Source organism: Acinetobacter celticus, from assembly GCF_001707755.1.
GTDB classification, from domain to species: Bacteria; Pseudomonadota; Gammaproteobacteria; order Pseudomonadales; family Moraxellaceae; genus Acinetobacter; species Acinetobacter celticus.
Genome location: NZ_MBDL01000010.1, coordinates 198628 through 219747 on the forward strand (window position 1 = coordinate 198628; position 21120 = coordinate 219747).

19 protein-coding genes and 1 other RNA gene are annotated in these 21120 nt (G+C 39.2%); 5 read left to right on the top strand and 15 right to left on the bottom strand.

Translation table 11 applies throughout. From position 1 onward, the window contains the following. Window positions 1-42: 42 nt before the first annotated feature. An RNA gene (gene ffs / locus BBP83_RS10060) (signal recognition particle sRNA small type) lies at window positions 43-139 on the bottom strand. A 287-nt stretch (window positions 140-426) separates the two neighbouring features. On the opposite strand from ffs, the gene BBP83_RS10065 reads away from it, so the two are divergent. Beyond that, window positions 427-1281 (top strand): YbgF trimerization domain-containing protein, encoded by an 855-nt coding sequence (locus BBP83_RS10065; protein ID WP_068888090.1) that lies wholly within the window; start codon window positions 427-429, stop codon window positions 1279-1281. A 57-nt stretch (window positions 1282-1338) separates the two neighbouring features. Here the strand turns inward: BBP83_RS10065 and lpxA are convergent, their stop codons facing one another. The 12 genes from lpxA to rimO all read right to left on the bottom strand — a co-directional run bounded on the left by lpxA (window position 1339) and on the right by rimO (window position 13755). Then, a complete protein-coding gene (lpxA, locus tag BBP83_RS10070) occupies window positions 1339-2127 on the bottom strand; it encodes an acyl-ACP--UDP-N-acetylglucosamine O-acyltransferase (RefSeq protein ID WP_068888092.1) in 789 nt (262 codons plus the stop codon). Then, a complete protein-coding gene (fabZ, locus tag BBP83_RS10075; RefSeq protein WP_141689978.1) occupies window positions 2124-2609 on the bottom strand; it encodes a 3-hydroxyacyl-ACP dehydratase FabZ in 486 nt (161 codons plus the stop codon). The genes lpxA and fabZ overlap by 4 nt, the downstream gene beginning before the upstream one ends. Next, on the bottom strand, window positions 2602-3681 hold the full coding sequence (gene lpxD, locus BBP83_RS10080; RefSeq protein WP_068888096.1) for a UDP-3-O-(3-hydroxymyristoyl)glucosamine N-acyltransferase: 1080 nt from the start codon (window positions 3679-3681) through the stop codon (window positions 2602-2604). Before lpxD ends, fabZ begins: the two co-directional genes overlap by 8 nt. Before the next feature lie 3 nt (window positions 3682-3684). After that, on the bottom strand, window positions 3685-4182 hold the full coding sequence (locus tag BBP83_RS10085; protein ID WP_068888097.1) for an OmpH/Skp family outer membrane protein: 498 nt from the start codon (window positions 4180-4182) through the stop codon (window positions 3685-3687). Window positions 4183-4229: 47 nt separating this feature from the next. Further along, window positions 4230-6815: an outer membrane protein assembly factor BamA gene (bamA, locus tag BBP83_RS10090; protein ID WP_068888099.1), complete on the bottom strand. Its 2586-nt coding sequence runs from the start codon at window positions 6813-6815 to the stop codon at window positions 4230-4232. A 44-nt stretch (window positions 6816-6859) separates the two neighbouring features. Then, the gene (gene rseP / locus BBP83_RS10095; protein ID WP_068888589.1) at window positions 6860-8215 is read right to left on the bottom strand and encodes an RIP metalloprotease RseP; all 1356 of its coding nucleotides are present in this window, start codon (window positions 8213-8215) and stop codon (window positions 6860-6862) included. Between the two features lie 13 nt (window positions 8216-8228). Next, a complete protein-coding gene (gene ispC, locus BBP83_RS10100; protein WP_068888102.1) occupies window positions 8229-9416 on the bottom strand; it encodes a 1-deoxy-D-xylulose-5-phosphate reductoisomerase in 1188 nt (395 codons plus the stop codon). Further along, complete coding sequence (locus tag BBP83_RS10105) at window positions 9417-10241, bottom strand: phosphatidate cytidylyltransferase (RefSeq protein WP_068888104.1); 825 nt, start codon at window positions 10239-10241, stop codon at window positions 9417-9419. Window positions 10242-10244: 3 nt separating this feature from the next. After that, window positions 10245-10997 carry a polyprenyl diphosphate synthase gene (gene uppS, locus BBP83_RS10110; protein WP_068888106.1) on the bottom strand — a complete coding sequence of 251 codons (753 nt, stop codon included), beginning with the start codon at window positions 10995-10997 and terminating at the stop codon, window positions 10245-10247. 6 nt (window positions 10998-11003) lie between these two features. Continuing rightward, the gene (gene frr, locus BBP83_RS10115; RefSeq protein ID WP_004651725.1) at window positions 11004-11558 is read right to left on the bottom strand and encodes a ribosome recycling factor; all 555 of its coding nucleotides are present in this window, start codon (window positions 11556-11558) and stop codon (window positions 11004-11006) included. A 78-nt stretch (window positions 11559-11636) separates the two neighbouring features. Next, entirely contained in the window at window positions 11637-12365 is a 729-nt protein-coding gene (pyrH, locus tag BBP83_RS10120) for a UMP kinase (RefSeq protein ID WP_068888108.1), read from the bottom strand. A 46-nt stretch (window positions 12366-12411) separates the two neighbouring features. Next, window positions 12412-13755 carry a 30S ribosomal protein S12 methylthiotransferase RimO gene (gene rimO, locus BBP83_RS10125; protein WP_068888110.1) on the bottom strand — a complete coding sequence of 448 codons (1344 nt, stop codon included), beginning with the start codon at window positions 13753-13755 and terminating at the stop codon, window positions 12412-12414. Window positions 13756-14101: 346 nt separating this feature from the next. Between rimO and glnL the strand changes: the two genes are divergently transcribed. Further along, window positions 14102-15211 carry a nitrogen regulation protein NR(II) gene (glnL, locus tag BBP83_RS10130; protein WP_068888112.1) on the top strand — a complete coding sequence of 370 codons (1110 nt, stop codon included), beginning with the start codon at window positions 14102-14104 and terminating at the stop codon, window positions 15209-15211. Beyond that, on the top strand, window positions 15198-16676 hold the full coding sequence (gene glnG, locus BBP83_RS10135; protein ID WP_068888114.1) for a nitrogen regulation protein NR(I): 1479 nt from the start codon (window positions 15198-15200) through the stop codon (window positions 16674-16676). The genes glnL and glnG overlap by 14 nt, the downstream gene beginning before the upstream one ends. A 97-nt stretch (window positions 16677-16773) precedes the next feature. Here glnG and BBP83_RS10140 read toward each other — a convergent pair whose 3' ends face one another. Both BBP83_RS10140 and mnmG read right to left on the bottom strand, forming a co-directional pair. Further along, window positions 16774-17100: a hypothetical protein gene (locus BBP83_RS10140; RefSeq protein WP_068888117.1), complete on the bottom strand. Its 327-nt coding sequence runs from the start codon at window positions 17098-17100 to the stop codon at window positions 16774-16776. A 460-nt stretch (window positions 17101-17560) separates the two neighbouring features. After that, window positions 17561-19441: a tRNA uridine-5-carboxymethylaminomethyl(34) synthesis enzyme MnmG gene (gene mnmG / locus BBP83_RS10145; protein ID WP_068888119.1), complete on the bottom strand. Its 1881-nt coding sequence runs from the start codon at window positions 19439-19441 to the stop codon at window positions 17561-17563. A 254-nt stretch (window positions 19442-19695) separates the two neighbouring features. Between mnmG and BBP83_RS10150 the strand changes: the two genes are divergently transcribed. Continuing rightward, window positions 19696-20046, top strand: a complete 351-nt coding sequence (locus BBP83_RS10150) for a hypothetical protein (protein WP_068888121.1) — start codon at window positions 19696-19698, stop codon at window positions 20044-20046. A gap of 153 nt (window positions 20047-20199) precedes the next feature. After that, entirely contained in the window at window positions 20200-21090 is an 891-nt protein-coding gene (locus BBP83_RS10155; RefSeq protein WP_068888123.1) for a bile acid:sodium symporter family protein, read from the top strand. Window positions 21091-21120: the final 30 nt, after the last annotated feature.

Here is a 21120-nt window from a genome sequence, read left to right on the forward strand (position 1 = left end):
AGAGAGGATTGTAGAATTTTTATTATAATAAAATGGTGGCAACCCTACCAGCAAGACTCCGGCACATCATAGGTCTACTACCGTTGCTACCTTCCGGTCCTGGCGGGGTTTGTAGATTACAATTGCGAAGCAACCAGCAGGGCTACCATTGCAAGAACAGAGTATAGAGATTTTTATTAAACTTGCAAGGCAAATTGGCGAATTTCACTAAGGCACTCATTCGTTTGATTATTTATAAAGCAAATAGACTATTTTAGACAATTTAACCCCATAAAAAAGGCATCATCAAATTTACTTTTAAACACAACAAGTTTGCAAAAGCTTATTGCTTTTCATAAGTATGACGTTTTTAATGTGACTATCAAATTTATATAGATGAATATCTCTCATCAGAGATTAGACCTCTAAGAACTATACGGAAATTTTATGATGTTACATAAGCATGTTTTAGGTGCGCTTGCCTTATTATGCTCTGCCCCTGTTCTAGCCAATATCCCAATTGAATCTAGAGGCTTAAGCCAAAGTAGCTCTAGCCCCAATACGCCTATAGCTTATTCTACCAATAATAGTGCTGTAGACAGCGCTCCAACACCAACAAATTTAAATTGGCAATTGATGCAAAAAAATCAACAATTGGAAAATGATCTACGAAGCCTACGTGGAAAAGTTGAAGAACAAGACAATGAAATTTCACAATTAAAAAATGAGTTGACCAACCGCTATGCGGATTTAGATCAGCGCTTAGAATTACTACAACAAAAAGTTGATCCTGCGCCAGAAGAAAGCAGCACGGAGGATAATCAACAAGATACTGCACCCAGTAGCAACGCTAAGCAACCCGTAGCCGTAAATACACCAGTTACCATCAACACTCCAGCTAAAGTGAACACACCTGTTGTTACCCAACAATCAACCAATGAGCTGGATAAAGCCGCCTACACGGTTGCATTAGATGCATACAAACAAGGTGGTGCAAAAAAAGCCATTGCACCGATGCAAAATTTTATTAAAAACAATCCAAACAGCGTATATATCAGCAATGCGCACTTTTGGTTGGCTGAGTTTAATTTAGCCATTGACCCAACAAATTACGTTGAAGCTAAGCGAAATTACAATATTGTTGTCAATAAATATCCAAACTCATCCCGTGCATCACGAGCCTTGTATCAGCTTTACAGCATCACTAAAGATGTAGACCATAATGCAACGCTAGCATCACAATACAAACAAAAATTGCTAAAAAATTATCCACAAGCAGAAGAAGTGAAATACTTCAAATAACCCCAAATACAGACATAAAAAAACCGCCTAAATGGCGGTTTTTTTATAACTTAAATTTTAACGTACAATACCGCGTTTCGATTGCTCCACCGAGTCAATCAACAACTGGACTTCTGCTACTTCTGGTAAAATGTCAGTTTTAATCTGTTGCAACGCTTCTGCTGTAGTCAAACCTGATTTATAAATCAGTTTAAATGCATCGCGAAGCCCTTGAATGACATTTTTAGACCATCCTTTACGACGCATTCCTTCCACATTCATCGCAAAAGCATGTGCAGGATTGCCTGAAACCATCACATAAGCAGGAACATCTTTTAAAATTAACGATGCCCCACCAATCATACTAAAAGAATCAATTTTACAAAATTGATGAATGCCAGAATTGCCACCAACAATCACATAATCACCAATGCGAACATGCCCAGCAACACCGACATTATTTGCAAAAATATTATGATCACCCACCAAACAGTCATGCGCAATATGCGTATTAACCATCAGCAAGTTATGACTACCAATTTTAGTCAGACTTTGGTCTTGGACTGTGCCACGGTGCAAACTGCAATGCTCACGAATTGAATTATGATCACCAATTTCCAGCCATGTCTCTTCACCTGCGTATTTTAAATCTTGGCAAACCTCACCGACACTGGCAAATTGAAAAATTTCATTATTTTGACCAATGCGAGTAAATCCACCAACCACAACATGTGAATGTATTTTTGTACCTGCCCCAATTGTGACATTTGGACCAATAATTGAATATGGTCCAATATGCACATCTGGCGCAATGACTGCAGATGAGTCAATGATAGCGGTTGGGTGAATAAATTCGTTATTGCTCATGCTTGCTCTGTTTTCTGTTGCGTAATCATAATTTCCGCAGTTGCAGCAACAATCCCATCAACTGTAGCAATACAGTTGTATTTAAAAATGCCACGTTTTTGCATTACAAGTTCAGCTTTTAAAACCAATTGATCACCAGGAATCACTTGCTTCTTAAAACGAACGCGCTCTGCACCTGCAAATAAGAAAATTTTATCACTTGATGGTTTTTGATTATTCATGACAAAGCCAAGAATACCTGAAATTTGTGCCATTGCTTCCACAATCAGCACACCAGGCATAATCGGAAAGCCAGGAAAATGTCCTTGTAAAAATTCTTCATTCATTGAAACATTTTTATAGCCTACAATACCTGTATCCGTGATATCAGTCACACGGTCTACCAATAAAAATGGGTAGCGGTGTGGTAAATATTCACGAATGGTTTGAATTTGCATTGGCAATTCAGGCTTTGTGAATGCAGGAGTATTCGACTCAGTCATCATAATTATTACGCAATCTAGTTGATTCAAGGGACTCGATTTGAGACTGTATATGATCAAGTTTTTTCATCAACTGGGTCAATGGCACATCTGCTAATTGTTTGAATCTCACTGCTGCACGTTTCCAATGTAAACTTTCTAACATTGGCGTTCCTGAAGAGTAACTACCCGCTTCAGAAATACTTTTTGTGACCATTGACATACCAGTAATGGTCACATTATCGGCAATATTTATGTGTCCTACAACACCAACCGCACCCGCTAAGACACAGTTTTTGCCAATTGTCGTACTTCCTGCAATACCACATTTTGCAGCCATTGCAGTATTTGCACCAATTTTAACATTGTGAGCGATTTGCACAAGGTTATCAATAATGACACCATCTTCCAAGATGGTATTATCTAATGCGCCACGATCTATACTGCAATTGGAACCGATACGAACATCATGACCAATATGTACAGAACCCAATTGTGCAATACGATGCCATTTACCTTGATAAGGTGCAAAACCAAAACCTTCACCACCAATAACCGTATTGGCATGAATACGTACGCGATCACCAATTTTGGTCTGGCCCGTTAAAGTCACATGCGAGTCAATAAAACACTGCTTGCCAATTTCCACATCATCATCAATTTTGCAATGAGACTGAATCACAGATTCATCACCCACGACACAGTTTTTACCAATGACGACAAAATGTCCAATATAAGCAGAATCTGCAACTATAGCGGATGAATGAATTTGGGCAGTGCTTTCAATGCCTTTTGCTGTGTGTTTTCGCTCAAAAACATGGGTCAAAATTGCAAAAGCCAAATAAGGGTTTGCCACTACAATAAAATTCTGTTGTGTTTTTATTTGTGCTTTTAAAGCCTCTGTAACAATAAGTGCACCTGCTTTAGAATGCTCCGCAGGTTCTATATACTTATCCGCATTTACAAAAGCCAAATGCCCAGATTCAGCATGCTCTAAACTCGCCAAACCTGATACCTGTAGGTCCTGTTGACCCACACACTCACCCTGTACAAGATGAGCGAGTTTTTCTAAGCTGAAATATTGAGGATTCATAGATTACTTAATTGCATTAACCTTTTGAATCATTTTATCAGTTAAATCATACTTAGCGTCATAGGCAAGCGCTGAATTTTTATTTAAAACAACGTCTAAATTGTTTTCTTTACGCAATTGTTCAGCGACTTGCTTAATTCTTGAGTCCATGGTGCGATTTAACGCCTGAATACTTGACTCTACAGAGCCTTGTACTTTTTGTTGCAATGCAGTCAATTCTTGTACTTTAGACTGATATTGCTGTGTCATGCTTTTCTTTTCAGCATCTGACAGTTTAGTGTTCTGCTGTGCGCGTTGCTGTAAAGCTTCTAGCTCTTTGGTTAAACTTTCAATTTTTGCTGTTTGTGGTTTAATCTGTTGTTGCATACTGGCATTTTGTTGTTTGATATAAACACTTTGTTCTACAATTTTTTCTAAATCAACAATACCGTAACCTGCCGCATGTACGGCTGTGCTACACAATAAACCAAGCGCCAGTGCGCCACCTAAAATATTTTTCATATAATATCCTGAATTTTAAATTATTTTTTCAGCCGAAAAGGCCGTACTTAGAAAGTACGACCAATTTCAAATTGGATCTCTTTAGTTGAATCACCTGGCTTGTCATTCAATGGGAATGCATAGCTCAGTGATAATGGCCCAATCATCGTAATCCAAGTAAAGCCAACGCCAACGCTGTAACGCATATTTTCTGTATCAAAACCAAAGTTATCTTTACAGTACTTCTTAGCATCTACGCCTGGGTCACTTAAACCACCCGATAAATAAAGTGTACCTGTTGGAATATCACATTGTGTATCAAACACTTGTGCACCTTCGGCAAACAATACAGGACGTACTTGACGAGTCCAATCCCCTTTAAACGGTAACGGCAACGCCAATTCAGCACCAAACTGGATTAATGCATTACCACCCACTTCCTCAGGATCATAATCTCTTTTATGCGACTCGTTATAAGTAACACCTGGGTATTTTGGCCCTAAGGTACTGTTGTCATAACCACGTACTGAACCAAAGCCACCTGCATAGAAGTTCTTAAAGAATGGCAAATCATTACCATAACCCAATTTACCATAACCACGAAGAATAAAATCTTTACCCAATGGGAAGAAAGCTTGTGCATCGTAAGTTAATTTTTGATATTCAATATCACTCCCCGGTAAAGCAATTTCAGCATTTACACGATGCGACATACCATTGGTTGGGAACACTGGACGGTTTAAGGTATTGTATGACCAGCCTAAATTTAGATTATAGGTTAAAAAATCACCTGAAAATTCATTATCAAATGGGGTAAAACCAACATTATTACGTGAGGCATCTACACATAATGAATCATAATAATTCGGATCTGGGTTCGTTGGTTTCTCAAGATTTGGGTCTTTCTCACGATCAATATCCCACTGTGACATCAATTTATCAGTCGAACAATACTTACCTTGCCCTTTAACCTTTCCGCCATTTTTAAGTAAATAGTCTCGGACATAGGTAGAGACATAAGGCCCTGTTGTAACATCTGTCTGGTCAATATTCAGACCTGCGCTAATACTTTGGTTTTCATCAATTGGATAACCAAAGTTAATACCACCGCCAAAACTGTCTGTCACGTAGTTGTTAACGTTATAGTCGTCATTCAACTTAGTTTTACGGTAGTACATATTGTAACCACGACGCACACCATCAATTGTGAAGTACGGATCTGTTACGCTCAAGTTGTAGTAATCTTGTGTTTCAGAACGAGATAAATCGACAGAGACTGAGTTACCTGTACCTAAGAAGTTTGTTTGACTTAAACCCGCTTGGAAGGTTACACCGCCACTTTGCGAGAAGCCAACAGCCAATGTACTTGTCCCTGAATGTTGCTCTTCAACATTGATGTTTAAATCAATTTGATCGGGAGAGTTTGGAATACGCGCTGGCTTAACATCGACAGTTTTGAAAAAACCTGTACGCTCTAAACGCACTTTAGATAAATCAATTTTTTCATTACTTGCTAATGCACCTTCCATTTGGCGCATTTCACGACGCAATACTTCATCGGCAGTTTTCGAGTTACCTGTAAAATTAATACGACGAACTGTCACCTTCTGACCAGGATTAATGTAGTAATTCAGATCTACAATTTTAGTTTCGTTATTAATTTCAGGAACAACATTTACTTCGGCAAAATAGTAGCCTGCGTTACCATATTTACGAAGTAACAATTGCTTTACGCCATTCACTCTTTCTTGTGAGTAAAGATCGCCGTCTTTATAAAGTTGTAAGGGTTTTAATTCTTCTGCAGTGTAAAGTGCATCACCCAAAAATTTAGTTTGACCAAATTTAAATTGATCACCCTCATCTACTGAAACTTCAATAAAGACATGTTTCTTATCTTCACTTAAGTTCAGGCTCGAATTGGCGATATTAAAATTGATATAACCTTTGTTTAAATACAAAGCACGCAAAGCTTCTAAACTTGCTGCCATTTTTTCACGTGCATAACGGTCGTTACGTGAAACAATAGAGTTCCAAGCACTTTCTTTAACTGCAAAAGCTTGCTTAATATCGCTTTCTTTAAAAACAGTATTACCAATAATGTTGATATCCACCACTTTCGCAGCTTTACCTTCGGCAAACTCTAAAAGGATATCTACACGGTTATTGGGTTTTGCTGTAGTTGTGACCTTTACATCCGCATCATAACGGCCTTGTTGCATATATTGTTGTTCGAGTTCAGTCTCTACAATCTGTAATGCCGATTGTTTCAAAACTTCGCCTTCAGCCAAGCCCATTTTTTTTAGGCCTTCTTCTAGCGCCTCTTTAGGAATGAGCTTATTGCCCTTTAGCTCAATTTTAGAAATAACAGGGCGCTCAACAACTTTAAATATCAAAACATTGCCATCTTGAGATGCTTTAATATCATCAAATAGCCCTGTCGCATATAAAGTACGAATTGCGTTTGCTATGACTGGATCATTCACACGGTCGCCACTCGTAATAGGCAACATGCCGTATACACTTTCTGGCGTTAAACGGACTAAGCCGTCTATTTTTACATCTTGAACAATAAAATCATCTACCGCGTATACTTGTTGTGCCACTGTCATAGCACTAACCAGTGCAAGAGGCATAAATAAATGTGTGTGTTGCATGCCAGTCTTTTCCGCTGTTAATTTATTCCATCTTCTACGCTGTTCTATAACCGCATAAAATCATTAAAAAGTGCCAGCAACATCATGCTGCCAAGCAGTACCATACCAATTTTCAGTCCAACCAATTGTATTTGTTCAGAAACAGGTTTACCACGAATTAATTCAACTAAATAGTAAACCAAATGTCCGCCATCCAACATCGGAATTGGAAGTAAATTGAGAATTCCTAAACTCACGCTCATTAGCGCCATGAATGAAATAAATGTTTGCCAGCCCATTTCAGCGCTTTGCCCTGCGACCTTTGCAATAGTAATTGGGCCTGATAAATTATCTAAACCAATAAGACCACGAACCATTTTTACAATGGAATTTAAAATCATACTAGAAAGTTGGCCGGTTTTATCCACTGCCATTGTAAATGCTTCAACAGGAGAATACTGTATTGTCTGTTTAAATTCAGCAGGAATTATTATTTTCCCTGGGTCACTTTGCACACCCAAAACGCCCGCAATATTGCCCATTTTGTCTCGTTTGCCTTGCGGCATGACATCAAGATGAACCAACTGCTGATTTCGAAGAACGTCAATTTTCAACATTTTTTCTGGCGAAGATTGCACAACTTGTACAACATCAAACCATTCACTCATCTTAACGCCATTAATCGCAACAATTTGATCGCCTGCTTTCATACCTTGACGAATTGCAGCACCATCTTCATTTAACTTTGAAACCACAGCAGGCAAATGTGGACGGTAAGGGATAAAACCCAATGCTTCTAAAGGTGATTGCGACTGGTCTTTTAAGAAATTTTGAATGGGAAGATTGAAACTTTTTTGCTCACCCGCTCGAACTGCTTCAACAGTAATACTGCCTGTTTCACCAACACGATCTACCAAAGCAAAATTTAACTTTTCCCAAGTCGAAACAGGCATACCATCAATAGCTGTAATTTTATCGCCCTCATGCATTTGCACAGTGGCAGCTACCGTATTCGGTAACACTTTTCCAACTCGGGTATTTAACTGTTCTTGAGCAGGAAGGAATAAAATCCAAAATAATACAACAGCAAAAGCCAAATTGATAAAAGGCCCTGCTGCAACAATTGCAATTCTTTTCCATGGACTTTGTCGATTAAACGCATAAGGTAAATCCTGTTCAGGAACATCCCCTTCACGTTCATCCAACATTTTGACATAACCACCTAAAGGTAAGGCAGAAAGCTGATATTGAATACCTGACTTTTTAGATTTCCACTTCAGTAGCGTAGGGCCAAAACCAATGGAGTACACCAAAACCTTAACGCCCAATTTACGCGCAACAATGTAATGGCCAAACTCATGAATTGCAATGAGTGGTCCCAACAGAAAAACTGCCGCCAGAATCATAAATAAGGCATTCATCATTTCAGTTCCTTTAACTCATCACAAGTTGCTGAGCGATAGATCGTGCTGAACAATCTGCCTGCAAAATAACTTCAACACTATCGGCAGCATTATTTTCCAACTGGTTCAAGGTCGCTTCTACAATATTTGGAATCTGTGTAAATCCTATCTGATTATTTAGAAAAGCCGCAACTGCTATTTCATTGGCTGCATTTAAAATTGCCGGTGCCAAACCACCCGCTTGCATCGCCTGTCGCGCTAGCTTTAATGCAGGAAAGCGTGTTGTATCTGGTTCTTGAAAATTCAGATGTGTATGCGTAAACAAATCCAATGGAGGGACATGTGTTTGAATACGCTTTGGCCATGCTAAAGCATGCGCAATAGGCGTACACATATCAGGGTTACCCATTTGCGCCAAAGTTGAACCATCCACATATTGAACCATGGAGTGAATAATACTCTGTGGATGAACAACAACTGTTACAAAATGTTCTGAAATTGCAAAAAGATGGCACGCTTCAATCAATTCCAGCCCTTTATTCATTAAAGTGGCCGAATCAACCGAAATTTTCTGCCCCATAGACCATTTGGGATGTTTACAGGCTTGCGCTGGTGTCACCATTTCTAGTTGTTCTAATGTATGGTTTAAAAATGGCCCACCCGAAGCTGTTAATAAAACGCGTGATACTCCCATCTTCGGTTGACCATTGCGTTCAGCTTGAAAATAGCCTTCAGGTAAACATTGAAAAATTGCATTATGTTCTGAATCGACTGGAAGAAGTGTGGCTTTATAATCATGTACGGCCTGCATCATCAGATCACCTGACATCACCAAAGCTTCTTTATTGGCCAAAAGCACACGCTTGCCGGCTTTCACTGCTGCCAATGTCGGTAGCAAACCTGCTGCACCAACAATTGCAGCCATAACCACATCTACTTCAGGAAGTGAGGCCACTTCAATGAGCCCTGCTTCCCCTTGTAAAATTTCAATATCATTTAAATTTTCACGAGCCAAAAACTGTTGTAATTCATCTACTTTATAGGCTGGTACAACAACGACTTTCGGCCGATACTGTTTGCAAATTTCTACCAATTCTACAATTCTGCTATGTGCTGTGACTGCAAAAACGGAATACTCTTCAGGATGTTGCTCTAATATTTTTAAGGTACTTTGACCAATAGAACCCGTAACACCCAATATGCAAACAGATTGTGACATCTATAAATCTACACCTATAAGTTTTAAAACATAAATACCTGCTGCAAAAATCGGAGCTGCAGCCAGTAAGGAATCGATACGATCTAGCACACCACCATGACCAGGTAAAATACGTCCTGAATCTTTAATACCAGCGCGGCGTTTAATCATTGATTCAAAAAGATCGCCCAACACTGAACTAAATACAGTGATGACTGAAAGAATAAGGAAAAGAATATGTTCAGCCAAACTGAGTTTTAAATACAAAACTTCGACTGAAATCACAATAATCATGGCAGTAACGATACCACCATATAAGCCTTCTAAAGACTTGTTCGGACTCACATTCGGTGCCAGTTTTTTCTTACCCAACTTACGCCCAACAAAGTACGCGCCACTGTCTGCTCCCCAAACCAACAGGAACAAATACATTAGCCACCACGGAGAACTTTGCCAAACGGCAAAAATTGCAGTCACTGCTGCCGAAATCAGTATTAGCCCGATAAAATTAAGCGTTGGGTTGTACCAGCCATCATAATCAGGATAAGACTTAACCCAATAGACGCTTAAAATCCAAGTAAAAATGGATGCCATCCAAAGAAGCAATGCAACATCATTATAATGCAAGGCCAAGGCTGAAAGCACAGCCGTAATTAAGCCATACCCCCAAGCAATCGGCTTAACCAAATTATTCGACTTTTTAGGCATAAGTTTAAACCACTCATACCCAGCAACCCCAGCAGCAATGATCATCAGCACATACATTGGATAATGTGACTGTGTAGCAAACATACAACTCAGTACAACTGCTACTAAAACCAATGCGGTAATAATCCGCTCTAACATTTATTAATTCTCAAGTTGCTTTTGTTGAATTTGTTCTGATGTTTTACCAAAACGGCGTTCACGTCCTGCAAAAACCGCAAATGCATCATCTAATTCTTCAATGGTAAATTCTGGCCATAATGTTTCTGTGAAATACAGTTCAGCATAAGCTGCCTGCCACAGCAAAAAATTCGATAGACGGAAATCTCCACCTGTACGAATCAGCAAATCAACTGCAGGTAAATCACTTAAACTCACATAGCGACCAAATAAATCAGGTTCAATGGCATCAATATCTATTTTCTTCGCCAAAACATCTGTAGCAATTTGCTTAGCAGCCTGCGCCATGTCCCACATTCCACCATAACTAATTGCAATAGTTAAGGTCATGCTAGTGAACTTAGCAGTCCTTTCTTCGGCATGCAACATTAAGTCACATAATTGCGTCGACAAACGCGAACGATCACCAATAAAACGCAAGGCTATATTGAACTTTTCCATACGTGGCAATTGCTCACGAATGGTCTCCCCAAGTAATTGCATTAGTAAATCGACTTCAAATTGAGGACGATTCCAATTTTCACTTGAAAAGGCAAAGACAGTTAAAGCTTGAATGTTATGAGATCGGCAATGCTCTACAATTGGATCGAGGACGTTTTTACCTTCACGATGTCCATCGCCTTTTTGCATTTGATTTTTTTTAGCAAAACGATTGTTGCCATCCATAATGATGGCAACATGTTTTGGAAGACAGGAGGTTTCTTCTGATAAGGTCATTAAAGCTTAGACCTTCATCAATTCTGCTTCTTTTGCCGCAAGGCGTTTTTCTACTTCTGCAACAAATTTATCTGTGATTTTTTGGATATCATCACTTGCACGACGATCATCATCTTCAGAAATTTCTTTTTCTTTCAACAATGCTTTGATATCACCCAACACGTCACGACGGATGTTACGAATCGCAACTTTGGCATTTTCAGCTTCAGTACGTGCAACTTTTTGCATATCACGGCGTGTTTCTTCAGTCAGTGCTGCCATTGGCACACGAATCGCATCTGCAGTAATCGGATTAAGACCTAAGCCTGCTTCACGAATCGCTTTATCAATTGCAGAAACCATTGAACGCTCAAATGGCTGTACCAGTAATGTACGTGAGTCTTCAAGACCAACGTTCGCTACTTGGTTTAATGGCACATCAGAACCATAGTAAGAAACCATCACCCCATTCAAAATAGATGGATGCGCACGACCTGTACGAACTTTAGCAAAACCGTGCTCTAGAGATTCTAGAGTTTTATTCATACGGTCTTCGCTGTCTTTTTTAAGATCGTTAATCATATGATCTTCCTTACTTAATTTTCAAAAGTGTAATTACTAAAATAATATGCAGTATAAAGGGCTTTCAGGTTCACGTCATTATTTAGTAACGTGAGTGCCCTCTTTTTCACCCATTACCACTGAAAGTAATGAACCAGTTTTATTCATGTCAAAGACTTGAAGTGGAACATTATGGTCACGGCATAGGCAAATTGCAGTTAAATCCATAACACCTAATTTTTCATCAAGCACTTGATCAAAAGTAAGCGTATCGTATTTAACAGCATCGTCAAATTTACTTGGATCTTTATTATACACACCGTCAACTTTGGTGGCTTTTAAAATTAAGTGTGCTTCAATTTCAATACCACGCAAGCAAGCTGCTGTATCTGTCGTAAAGAATGGATTACCCGTTCCTGCAACAAATACACAGACTTCGCCTTGCGTTAAATGACGAATTGCATCACGGCTAGAGTAAGACTCAACCACAGTACCAATTGGTAGTGCTGACATCAAACGTGTTTTGATATTGCGACGAACCAAAGCGTCACGCAATGCCAAACCGTTCATCACCGTTGCAAGCATACCCATTTGGTCACCCGTTACACGACCAACCAAACCATCTTGCTGTAATTGACTACCGCGGTATAAGTTACCACCACCCACAACAATACCTACTTGCACACCCAGGCCAACCAAGTGTGCAATTGCCAAAGACATTTGATCAAGCACTTGTGCATCAATCCCCATGTCTTTATTACCCGCAAGTGCTTCACCTGATAGTTTTAGCAAAATACGTTCATAACGTGGCTTTTTTGAGTCCATCATCTCAAACTCCAATTCTGTGTCTAATCTAAATTTTATGTGTATTCAATTAAGCCGATTTAATGCGAATTAACTTAGCATACAAGTCATATTCATCTGCATCTGTAATTTCGACCTCAAGTAAATCACCCGCTTTAATTTGTGATTTATCAATATCTTCTACAAATACATTACCGTCAATTTCTGGTGCATCTGCATATGAACGCGCAACTGCTACAGGGAACTCTTCTTCAAGATCATCCACCAAAACGGTCATGGTTTGACCAATACGTTTCTGTAATTTCTCAGCTGAAATTGCTTGCTGAACTTCCATGAAACGTTCATAACGCTGTTGCTTGATTTCTTCAGGCACATGATCTGGTAAATCATTGGCTGTCGCACCCTCAACAGGTGAATAGGTAAAGCAACCTACACGGTCAAGTTTTGCTTCTTGCAACCAATCCAACAACATCACGAAGTCTTCTTCAGTTTCACCAGGAAAGCCGACAACAAACGTCGAACGAATCACCAATTCAGGACATTTTTCACGCCATAATTTAAGACGTTCTAATGTATTTTCGCTATGGGCCGGTCGCTTCATTAGTTTTAAGATACGCGGGCTAGCATGCTGAAAAGGAATATCTAAATAAGGCAGGATTTTACCTTGCGCCATTAAGTCAATTACGGCATCCACATGCGGATAAGGATAGACATAATGTAGACGCACCCAGATACCCAGTTGACCTAAAGCTTCACACATATCGTAAAACTTAGTTTTAACTGGCTGGCCGTTCCAAAAATCAAGTTTGTATTTGGTGTCTAAACCATAAGCAGAAGTATCTTGGGAGATTACGAGTACTTCTTTTACACCGGCGCGCTTAAGTGCAGCCGCTTCGTCTAAAACCGAACCGACTGGACGTGACACTAAATCACCACGCATACTTGGGATAATGCAGAATGTGCAACGGTGGTTACAACCTTCTGATATTTTCAAATAAGCATAATGTTTCGGTGTTAAACGAATGCCTTGCTCAGGAACAAGATCAATAAAAGGATTATGCTTCGGCGGAGCAGGTACATATTCATGCACCGCTTCCATTACATCTTGATACGCAGCTGCACCCGTTACTTTTAAAACGCTTGGGTGCATTTGACGAATTTTTTCTTCATCTTTACCCAAACAACCTGTCACAATTACACGACCATTCGCGCTAATGGCTTCGCCAATTGCGTCTAAAGATTCTTGTACTGCAGATTCAATAAAACCACAGGTATTTACAACAACTAAATCTGCACCGTCATAATCTGATGCAACATCATAACCTTCAGTCTTCAACTGAGTTAAAATTCGTTCGGAATCTACCAATGCCTTAGGACAACCTAAAGATACGAAACCGACTTTGGGGGACTTCATTATTGAATCTGCGCTCTACTAGAATGCACATATTGTATGTCTTTTCACTGCATAAAAACAGGTGAAAAGCGCACTCTTTGTATTACGCACCAAAATAATGCTATAAATTTATCCATCCAATTATTAATGCGCCATTTTGAAACATTACTTATTTACAGCCTGCTTCCAATTGGCTATACATGTTGATTAAAGATCATTTTCAGCACACTTAATTTAACCTGTATTAAAACTCAATGTCTTTTTCCTAAGTTGGCGCGTATTTTGCATCATATCAGGTCTTATTCTCTGCAATAGACCCATTCATGAAGATGCAGTTGCGCTATTTTAATACAGGAAACCATCATTAATGGATCATCCTATGACTATCGATTACCGCTTATTGGTTGACAATTTAACCACTGCAATTTTATTGGTCGATAGTGATTTAAATATTTTTTATTTAAATTCTGCTTGCGAAGCCTTATTTGATATCAGCTTGCTTCGTGCATCAGGCATGCCTGTTTTGAATTTAATGCAAATGCCCGATGATGAGTTTAATACTGAAGAAGCGCTGAACAGAACCTTACATTCGGGTCAACATTACACACGCAGAGAGGCAACCATGAATGTTAACTTCAAAGACATTCATGTAGATTACACCGCGTCTCAACTAAATTCAGGCAAACCCTATCATCCACTTCTACTGATAGAACTGAATCAAATTGACCGCATGCTAAAAATATCTAAAGAAGAAAACTTCATTCAGCAACATCAGGTCACGCGCCAAGTTATTCGGGGTGTAGCCCATGAAATTAAAAACCCGTTAGGGGGCATTCGTGGCGCAACACAACTTTTAGCACGTAGCTTAAATGACCCAAAATATAGTGAATTTACCGATATTATTATTAGTGAAGTCGATCGTTTACGCAATTTAGCCGACACTATGCTTGGGTCGCGCCAACTACCAAGTTATGAACCTGTAAATGTACATGAACCTTTAGAGCGTGTTCGCTCACTCATTGCCAATCAAACCAAAAATAAAATTAAAATTATCCGTGACTACGACTTATCTTTACCTGATGTCTTGGCAGACCGTGACCAACTCATTCAAGTCATGCTCAATATTAGTGTTAATGCTGTTCAATCAATGACTGAACATAAAGATTTTTTCATTGACCATCAACCAGAACTTACCCTAAGAACACGAATTCAGCGCCTTGTGACCATTAACGGAGTACTAAAGCGCTCTGCAATTCGTATAAACATTGAAGACAATGGCTCTGGTATTCCTGAAGATATGCTGGAATCCATCTTTTATCCACTGGTCTCTGGTCGTGCAAAAGGAACTGGCTTAGGTCTTAGCATTGCACAAAATATTATGCATCAACATAACGGAATGATTGAATGCCAATCTGTTCCCGGAAAAACAGTATTCAGCTTATATTTACCTTGGGAGACCGACCATGTCGCGAAATAGAATATGGGTAATTGATGATGATCGCGCTATGCGATGGGTGCTTGAAAAAACATTCAAAGAAGAAGGTTTTGATGTCACCAGTTTTGAAGAAGCTCAATCGGCTTTAGATCAATTAAGCACAGATGCACCCGATGTTATTTTGACTGACATTCGTATGCCCGGTATAGATGGCCTAACCTTTTTAGCAAAAGTGAAAGCAGACTATCCAGACCTGCCTGTAATTATTATGACCGCACATTCGGACTTAGAATCTGCCGTGTCTAGTTACCAAACAGGTGCTTTTGAATACTTACCCAAACCTTTCGATATTGATGAAGCCCTCGCTTTAGTCAACCGTGCTATTTTACATATTGCAAAGTTACAACAACAAGAGTCTGCAAAAACAGCACCACCAATTCAGTCAACTGAAATTATTGGTGAGTCACCTGCCATGCAGGAAGTTTTTCGTGCAATTGGGCGTTTATCACAATCACACATTACTGTACTAATTAATGGTGAATCTGGTACAGGCAAAGAATTGGTTGCACATGCTCTGCATCGCCATTCACCGCGTAGTAGCAAACCCTTTATTGCGTTAAATATGGCCGCAATTCCAAAAGACTTGATTGAAACTGAGCTTTTTGGCCATGAAAAAGGTGCGTTTACCGGTGCAAACTCCCAGCGTCAGGGTCGTTTTGAGCAAGCCAATGGTGGCACCTTATTTTTAGATGAAATTGGCGACATGCCTTTTGAAACCCAAACACGCTTACTTCGTGTCTTAGCAGATGGTGAATTCTATCGCGTTGGTGGTCACATCCCAGTTAAAGTCGATGTACGAATTGTTGCAGCCACCCATCAAGACCTTGAAAAATTAGTACATGATGGTCGTTTCCGTGAAGACTTATACCACCGTCTCAATGTCATTCGCATTCACATTCCAAAACTTGCACATCGTAGTGAAGACATCCCTATGCTGGCACAGCATTTCTTGGCACGTGCAGGTAAAGAGCTTGGGGTTAGCCCTAAAATCTTACGCCCTGAAACGCAAGAGTATATGCAAAAACTGCCTTGGCAAGGTAACGTGCGTCAATTGGAAAATACCTGTCGTTGGCTAACCGTCATGATTACTGGGCGTGAGGTCTATCCTGAAGACTTACCTTCTGAACTCAAGCAAATTCCAATTACTCAAGGTAGTAACACCAACCAAGCACCAAACACTCTTGACCGCATTTCTATTCACCATTGGGATGAACTGTTAAGCCAGTGGGCAATTCAAAAACTGAAAAACGGCGAAATGAAGCTCCTCGACATTGCCACACCAATGTTTGAGCGCACTTTAATTAATGCCGCTTTACAGCAAACGCGCGGTCGTAAACGTCATGCTGCTGAACTTTTAGGATGGGGCCGAAATACCCTTACCCGCAAACTTAAAGAGTTAGGCATGGATAGCGCTGAAGATGACATAGAAGAAGAAATTGAAGGTTAAATCATCTTCTATTTAATAAAAAACCTCCAATTATGGAGGTTTTTTATTTGCTCTACTTTTATAAGGTTTAATTTACAAGCCACAACTTTTATATAAGTTATGCAGTAAAACCAATATAACGGGAATAACCTTCCACACCCAAAACAGACTGATAAATCCGATATTCAGGATATTGCGATGCGACCAATTCTGCAAAAATATTGACCTGATCATCATTGGCATGCAAGTCATCTACTGTACGGCGCATGGTCTGTTCAAATTCGTCTGTAATATATTCAAAGCCAATATCCATCGCAATAAATAACGTATGTTCACAAGGCTGGATATATTGCTCCTCTGCCCAATTAATAACTTGTTGCTGACAATGCGGGCACTGAATATTATCTGTTGCTTGAATTTCAAGCTGAACCAATTGATAAGCCATAAAATCATAATTTAAAAAATTTTGTCTAGTTTAACAAATTCTTTAAACATTAATCAGCAGATAAATCCCCCCTTAAAAGATAAAAAAGAAAGCTCGAGCCTCCTTTTTTTAATTCAATACCAAACTTTAAACTTACTTTTTATGCACTTTATCTGTACAAAATATTGCAACCTTAATAGCAGATAAAGCAACGCCAAGTGTTTGAAGCCAAAGCCTTAAAAACGTCGCCCTGAAATACAAAAATACCGTTAAAAAATTTTGTGATTTTTCTGTTTATACTTGTAACAAAAAAAGGGAGGAAACTGAGACACAATAAGCCTCATTTAACAAATTAACGCTATATTACAAAATCTTATAAAAATAAAACTTTTAACAATTACAGCACCCAAAATTTAGATCACTCTAAAATACTCAACAAAAAAGCCCGTATAAAACGGGCTTTTTTAATCATTTTTAACTATTAAGCAGATTTTTTTGCTTGGTTGTTTTTACGAACCGTAATCATAATCAACTGAACCGCCGCAGGAGTCACCCCTGGAATACGACTCGCTTGCGCTAAAGTCTCAGGACGCACCTCTTTCAACTTTAAAGTAATTTCACGTGACAGACCAGAAATTACATCATAATCAAAATCTGCAGGAATACGTGTATCTTCCAAACGCTTCATTTGCGCAACATCTTCTTGCTGACGATTAATATAACCCGCATATTTCACAGCAATTTCAATTTGCTCACCAACAAATGCAGATACTTTAGAATCTGTCAGTTCAGCAATTTGAGCAAAATTAATATTTGGACGTTTCAATAAATCAATCGCGGAAGACTCTTTGGATAAGTCATCACCTGTCATCTCAACGAATTTTTTACCCATCGGATTATTTGGCGCAGCCCAAAGGTGTTGTAAACGACCTTTTTCAGTTTCTACTGCTTCCATTTTTTCACAGAAAGCATTCCAACGCTCATCATCCACCAAGCCCATTTCACGGCCAATTGTAGTTAAGCGCTGATCCGCATTGTCTTCACGAAGCATCAAACGGTATTCCGCACGTGAAGTAAACATACGATACGGTTCTTTCGTACCCAATGTGATCAAGTCATCAACAAGAACGCCCATGTACGCTTCATCACGTTTCGGTATCCATTGCTCTTGATCCCAAGCACGGCGCGCAGCATTTAAACCTGCCAATAAACCTTGTGCGCCAGCTTCTTCATAACCTGTGGTACCGTTAATTTGCCCCGCAAAATACAGGTTATTAATGGCTTTGGTTTCTAAAGAGAACTTCAAAGCTTGTGGGTTAAAGTAATCGTATTCAATTGCATAACCCGGACGAAGAATGTGTGCATTCTCCATACCACGAATCGAACGAACCAATTCAAATTGCACATCAAATGGAAGTGATGTTGAAATACCATTTGGATAAAGCTCGTGCGTATCTAAACCTTCAGGCTCAAGGAATACTTGATGTGAATCTTTATCAGCAAATTTATGAATTTTATCTTCAATTGATGGGCAGTAACGTGGGCCTACACCTTCAATTTTACCTGTGTACATTGGCGAACGGTCTAAGCCACCACGAATAATGTCATGTGTACGTTCATTGGTATGCGTAATATAACAATTTACTTGTTCAGGATGCATAGAAGCATCGCCCATGAATGACATGGTTGGCGATGGAAAATCACCCGGCTGCGCTGTCATTACAGAAAAATCAACAGAACGCGCATCAATACGTGGCGGTGTACCTGTTTTTAAACGACCTACAGGTAAATTTAATTCGCGTAAACGCGCTGCCAATGAAATAGATGGAGGATCACCAGCACGTCCACCGCTCGATTTTTCGAGTCCTACGTGAATCACGCCACCCAAGAATGTACCTGTAGTCAACACGACAGTTTTCGCATCAAAACGAATACCCATTTGCGTCACAACACCTTTAACGGTATCGCCATCTACAATTAAGTCATCTGCTGATTGCTGAAAAATATCTAAGTTGGCTTGATTTTCTAGCGTATGACGAATAGCCGCTTTAAAACGCACACGGTCAGCTTGCGCACGTGTTGCACGTACTGCTGCGCCTTTACGCGAGTTTAAAATACGGAATTGAATACCACTTTTGTCGGCAGCCAATGCCATTGCACCGCCTAGTGCATCAATTTCACGTACTAAGTGTGATTTACCAATACCACCGATGGCAGGATTACAGCTCATCTGCCCTAAAGTCTCAATGTTATGAGTTAAAAGCAAAGTCTGTCGGCCCATACGTGCTGCAGCTAGCGCCGCTTCAGTACCCGCGTGACCGCCACCGATAACAATGACATCGTAAACTTTAGGATAATGCATAATGGTTTGAGAGATAAAAAAGAATGACGGAGTATTATATCAAAACTGAGCAAGATAAGTTGACAAATTCAGTCAATTTTAAGTGCGACCCTTGTATTCATGTACAGCACATCAAAAATCAAATGTAATCGCGCTTTTCAGAGTCACCATACAAATGAAACATTTTATCTTCAAAACTTACTCGAATCGTATTGTTTTATTTTGAATATTTTATAACCTGTAAGTTGGATACACGACAAACAAAGGTATCAGTGATGAATAAAAATATTTTCCTCTCCGTAATACTCTGTAGTCTTTTTTTCACCCCCCTTACCACACAGGCCAATGATAAAGTTGAAACGGTTTATCATGCGCAAAAGTACCAACAAGTGTGTAAAGACAAAACACAAGGTGCGCAAGTCAGCTTTGCATATAGAGGTATTATTTGGAATGGAACGTGCGAGCCTCAATTCTTTGCAACCACCAAAAATGCACCAATTAAAGGAGATGAAGCGGAACTTAATTCAATATGTGCCACGAATGCCAACACCAAATCCATCAATATAGAAGGTAAAGAAATTAAAGGTAAATGTGCATTGGGTTTTGTCGCACCTCACCCCAAATAACCATGAGAGTTACAAAGGAAGAGTCTATGTTAACTGCTTCAAATTATGGGTGAAAATGTATAATTTCCACCCATTTTTAATTATTGCTTATTTAACAAACTTAGTTAAACTCAAAAAACAACCAATAAGGATTAAAACAAAAAAGGATATTCCATGGATTCGGGGCTATTTGCTGTTTTTCTGCCCGTCACTTTGGCCCTCATGATGATGGGGTTGGGCCTAGAGCTTTCTATCAAAGATTTTTTGCGTGTTGGACGCTACCCCAAGGTAATTTTTTTAGCACTTTTTACACAGCTCATTATTTTGGTTTCTATTGCATTTTTAATTTGCAAGGTTTTAGATTTACCACCGTTACTTTCTGTGGGTTTAATGCTTTTAGCAGCCTCTCCGGGTGGGCCAACTGCAAACTTATTTAGCTATATTTATAAAGGTGATGTTGCACTTAATATGACGTTAACCGCAATTAACTCAATTATTTGTATATTTACATTGCCTTTTATCGTGAATTTATCATTGTTATATTTTTTAGGTGACAAAACCACGATTAGTATGCCTATAGATAAAATTGCACATGTTTTTCTTATTATTTTTATTCCCGTTTGTATTGGTATGCTATTACGCCATACATTGCCAGCGCTGGCTTATCAGCTAACACGACCAATGCGTCTCATCTCAATTTTTTTCTTATTCTCTATTTTTATTTATGCATTATTCAGAGAAAAGCAGAATGTTATTTTGTATTTTGTAGATGTCGGCATTGCAACTGCTATTTTTTGCTTTGCAAGCCTGTTTCTAGGTTATCTCATTCCTCACTTAGCCAAAATTCCTGAAAAACAAGCCCGTGCATGTACCTTTGAAATTGGCATCCATAACACGGCTATTGCAATGACCACTGCAATTTCTGTTCTGTCCAATACCACCATTGCAATCCCTGCTGGTGTTTATTCAATTGTTATGTATATTTTTGTACTGCTTTTTGGAATTTTACTTACACGCTCAACTGCTCATAATGTTGCCTTAAATAGCAAAATATCAAATTTTTAATTTTACACTTCAACTTTATATAGACAATTT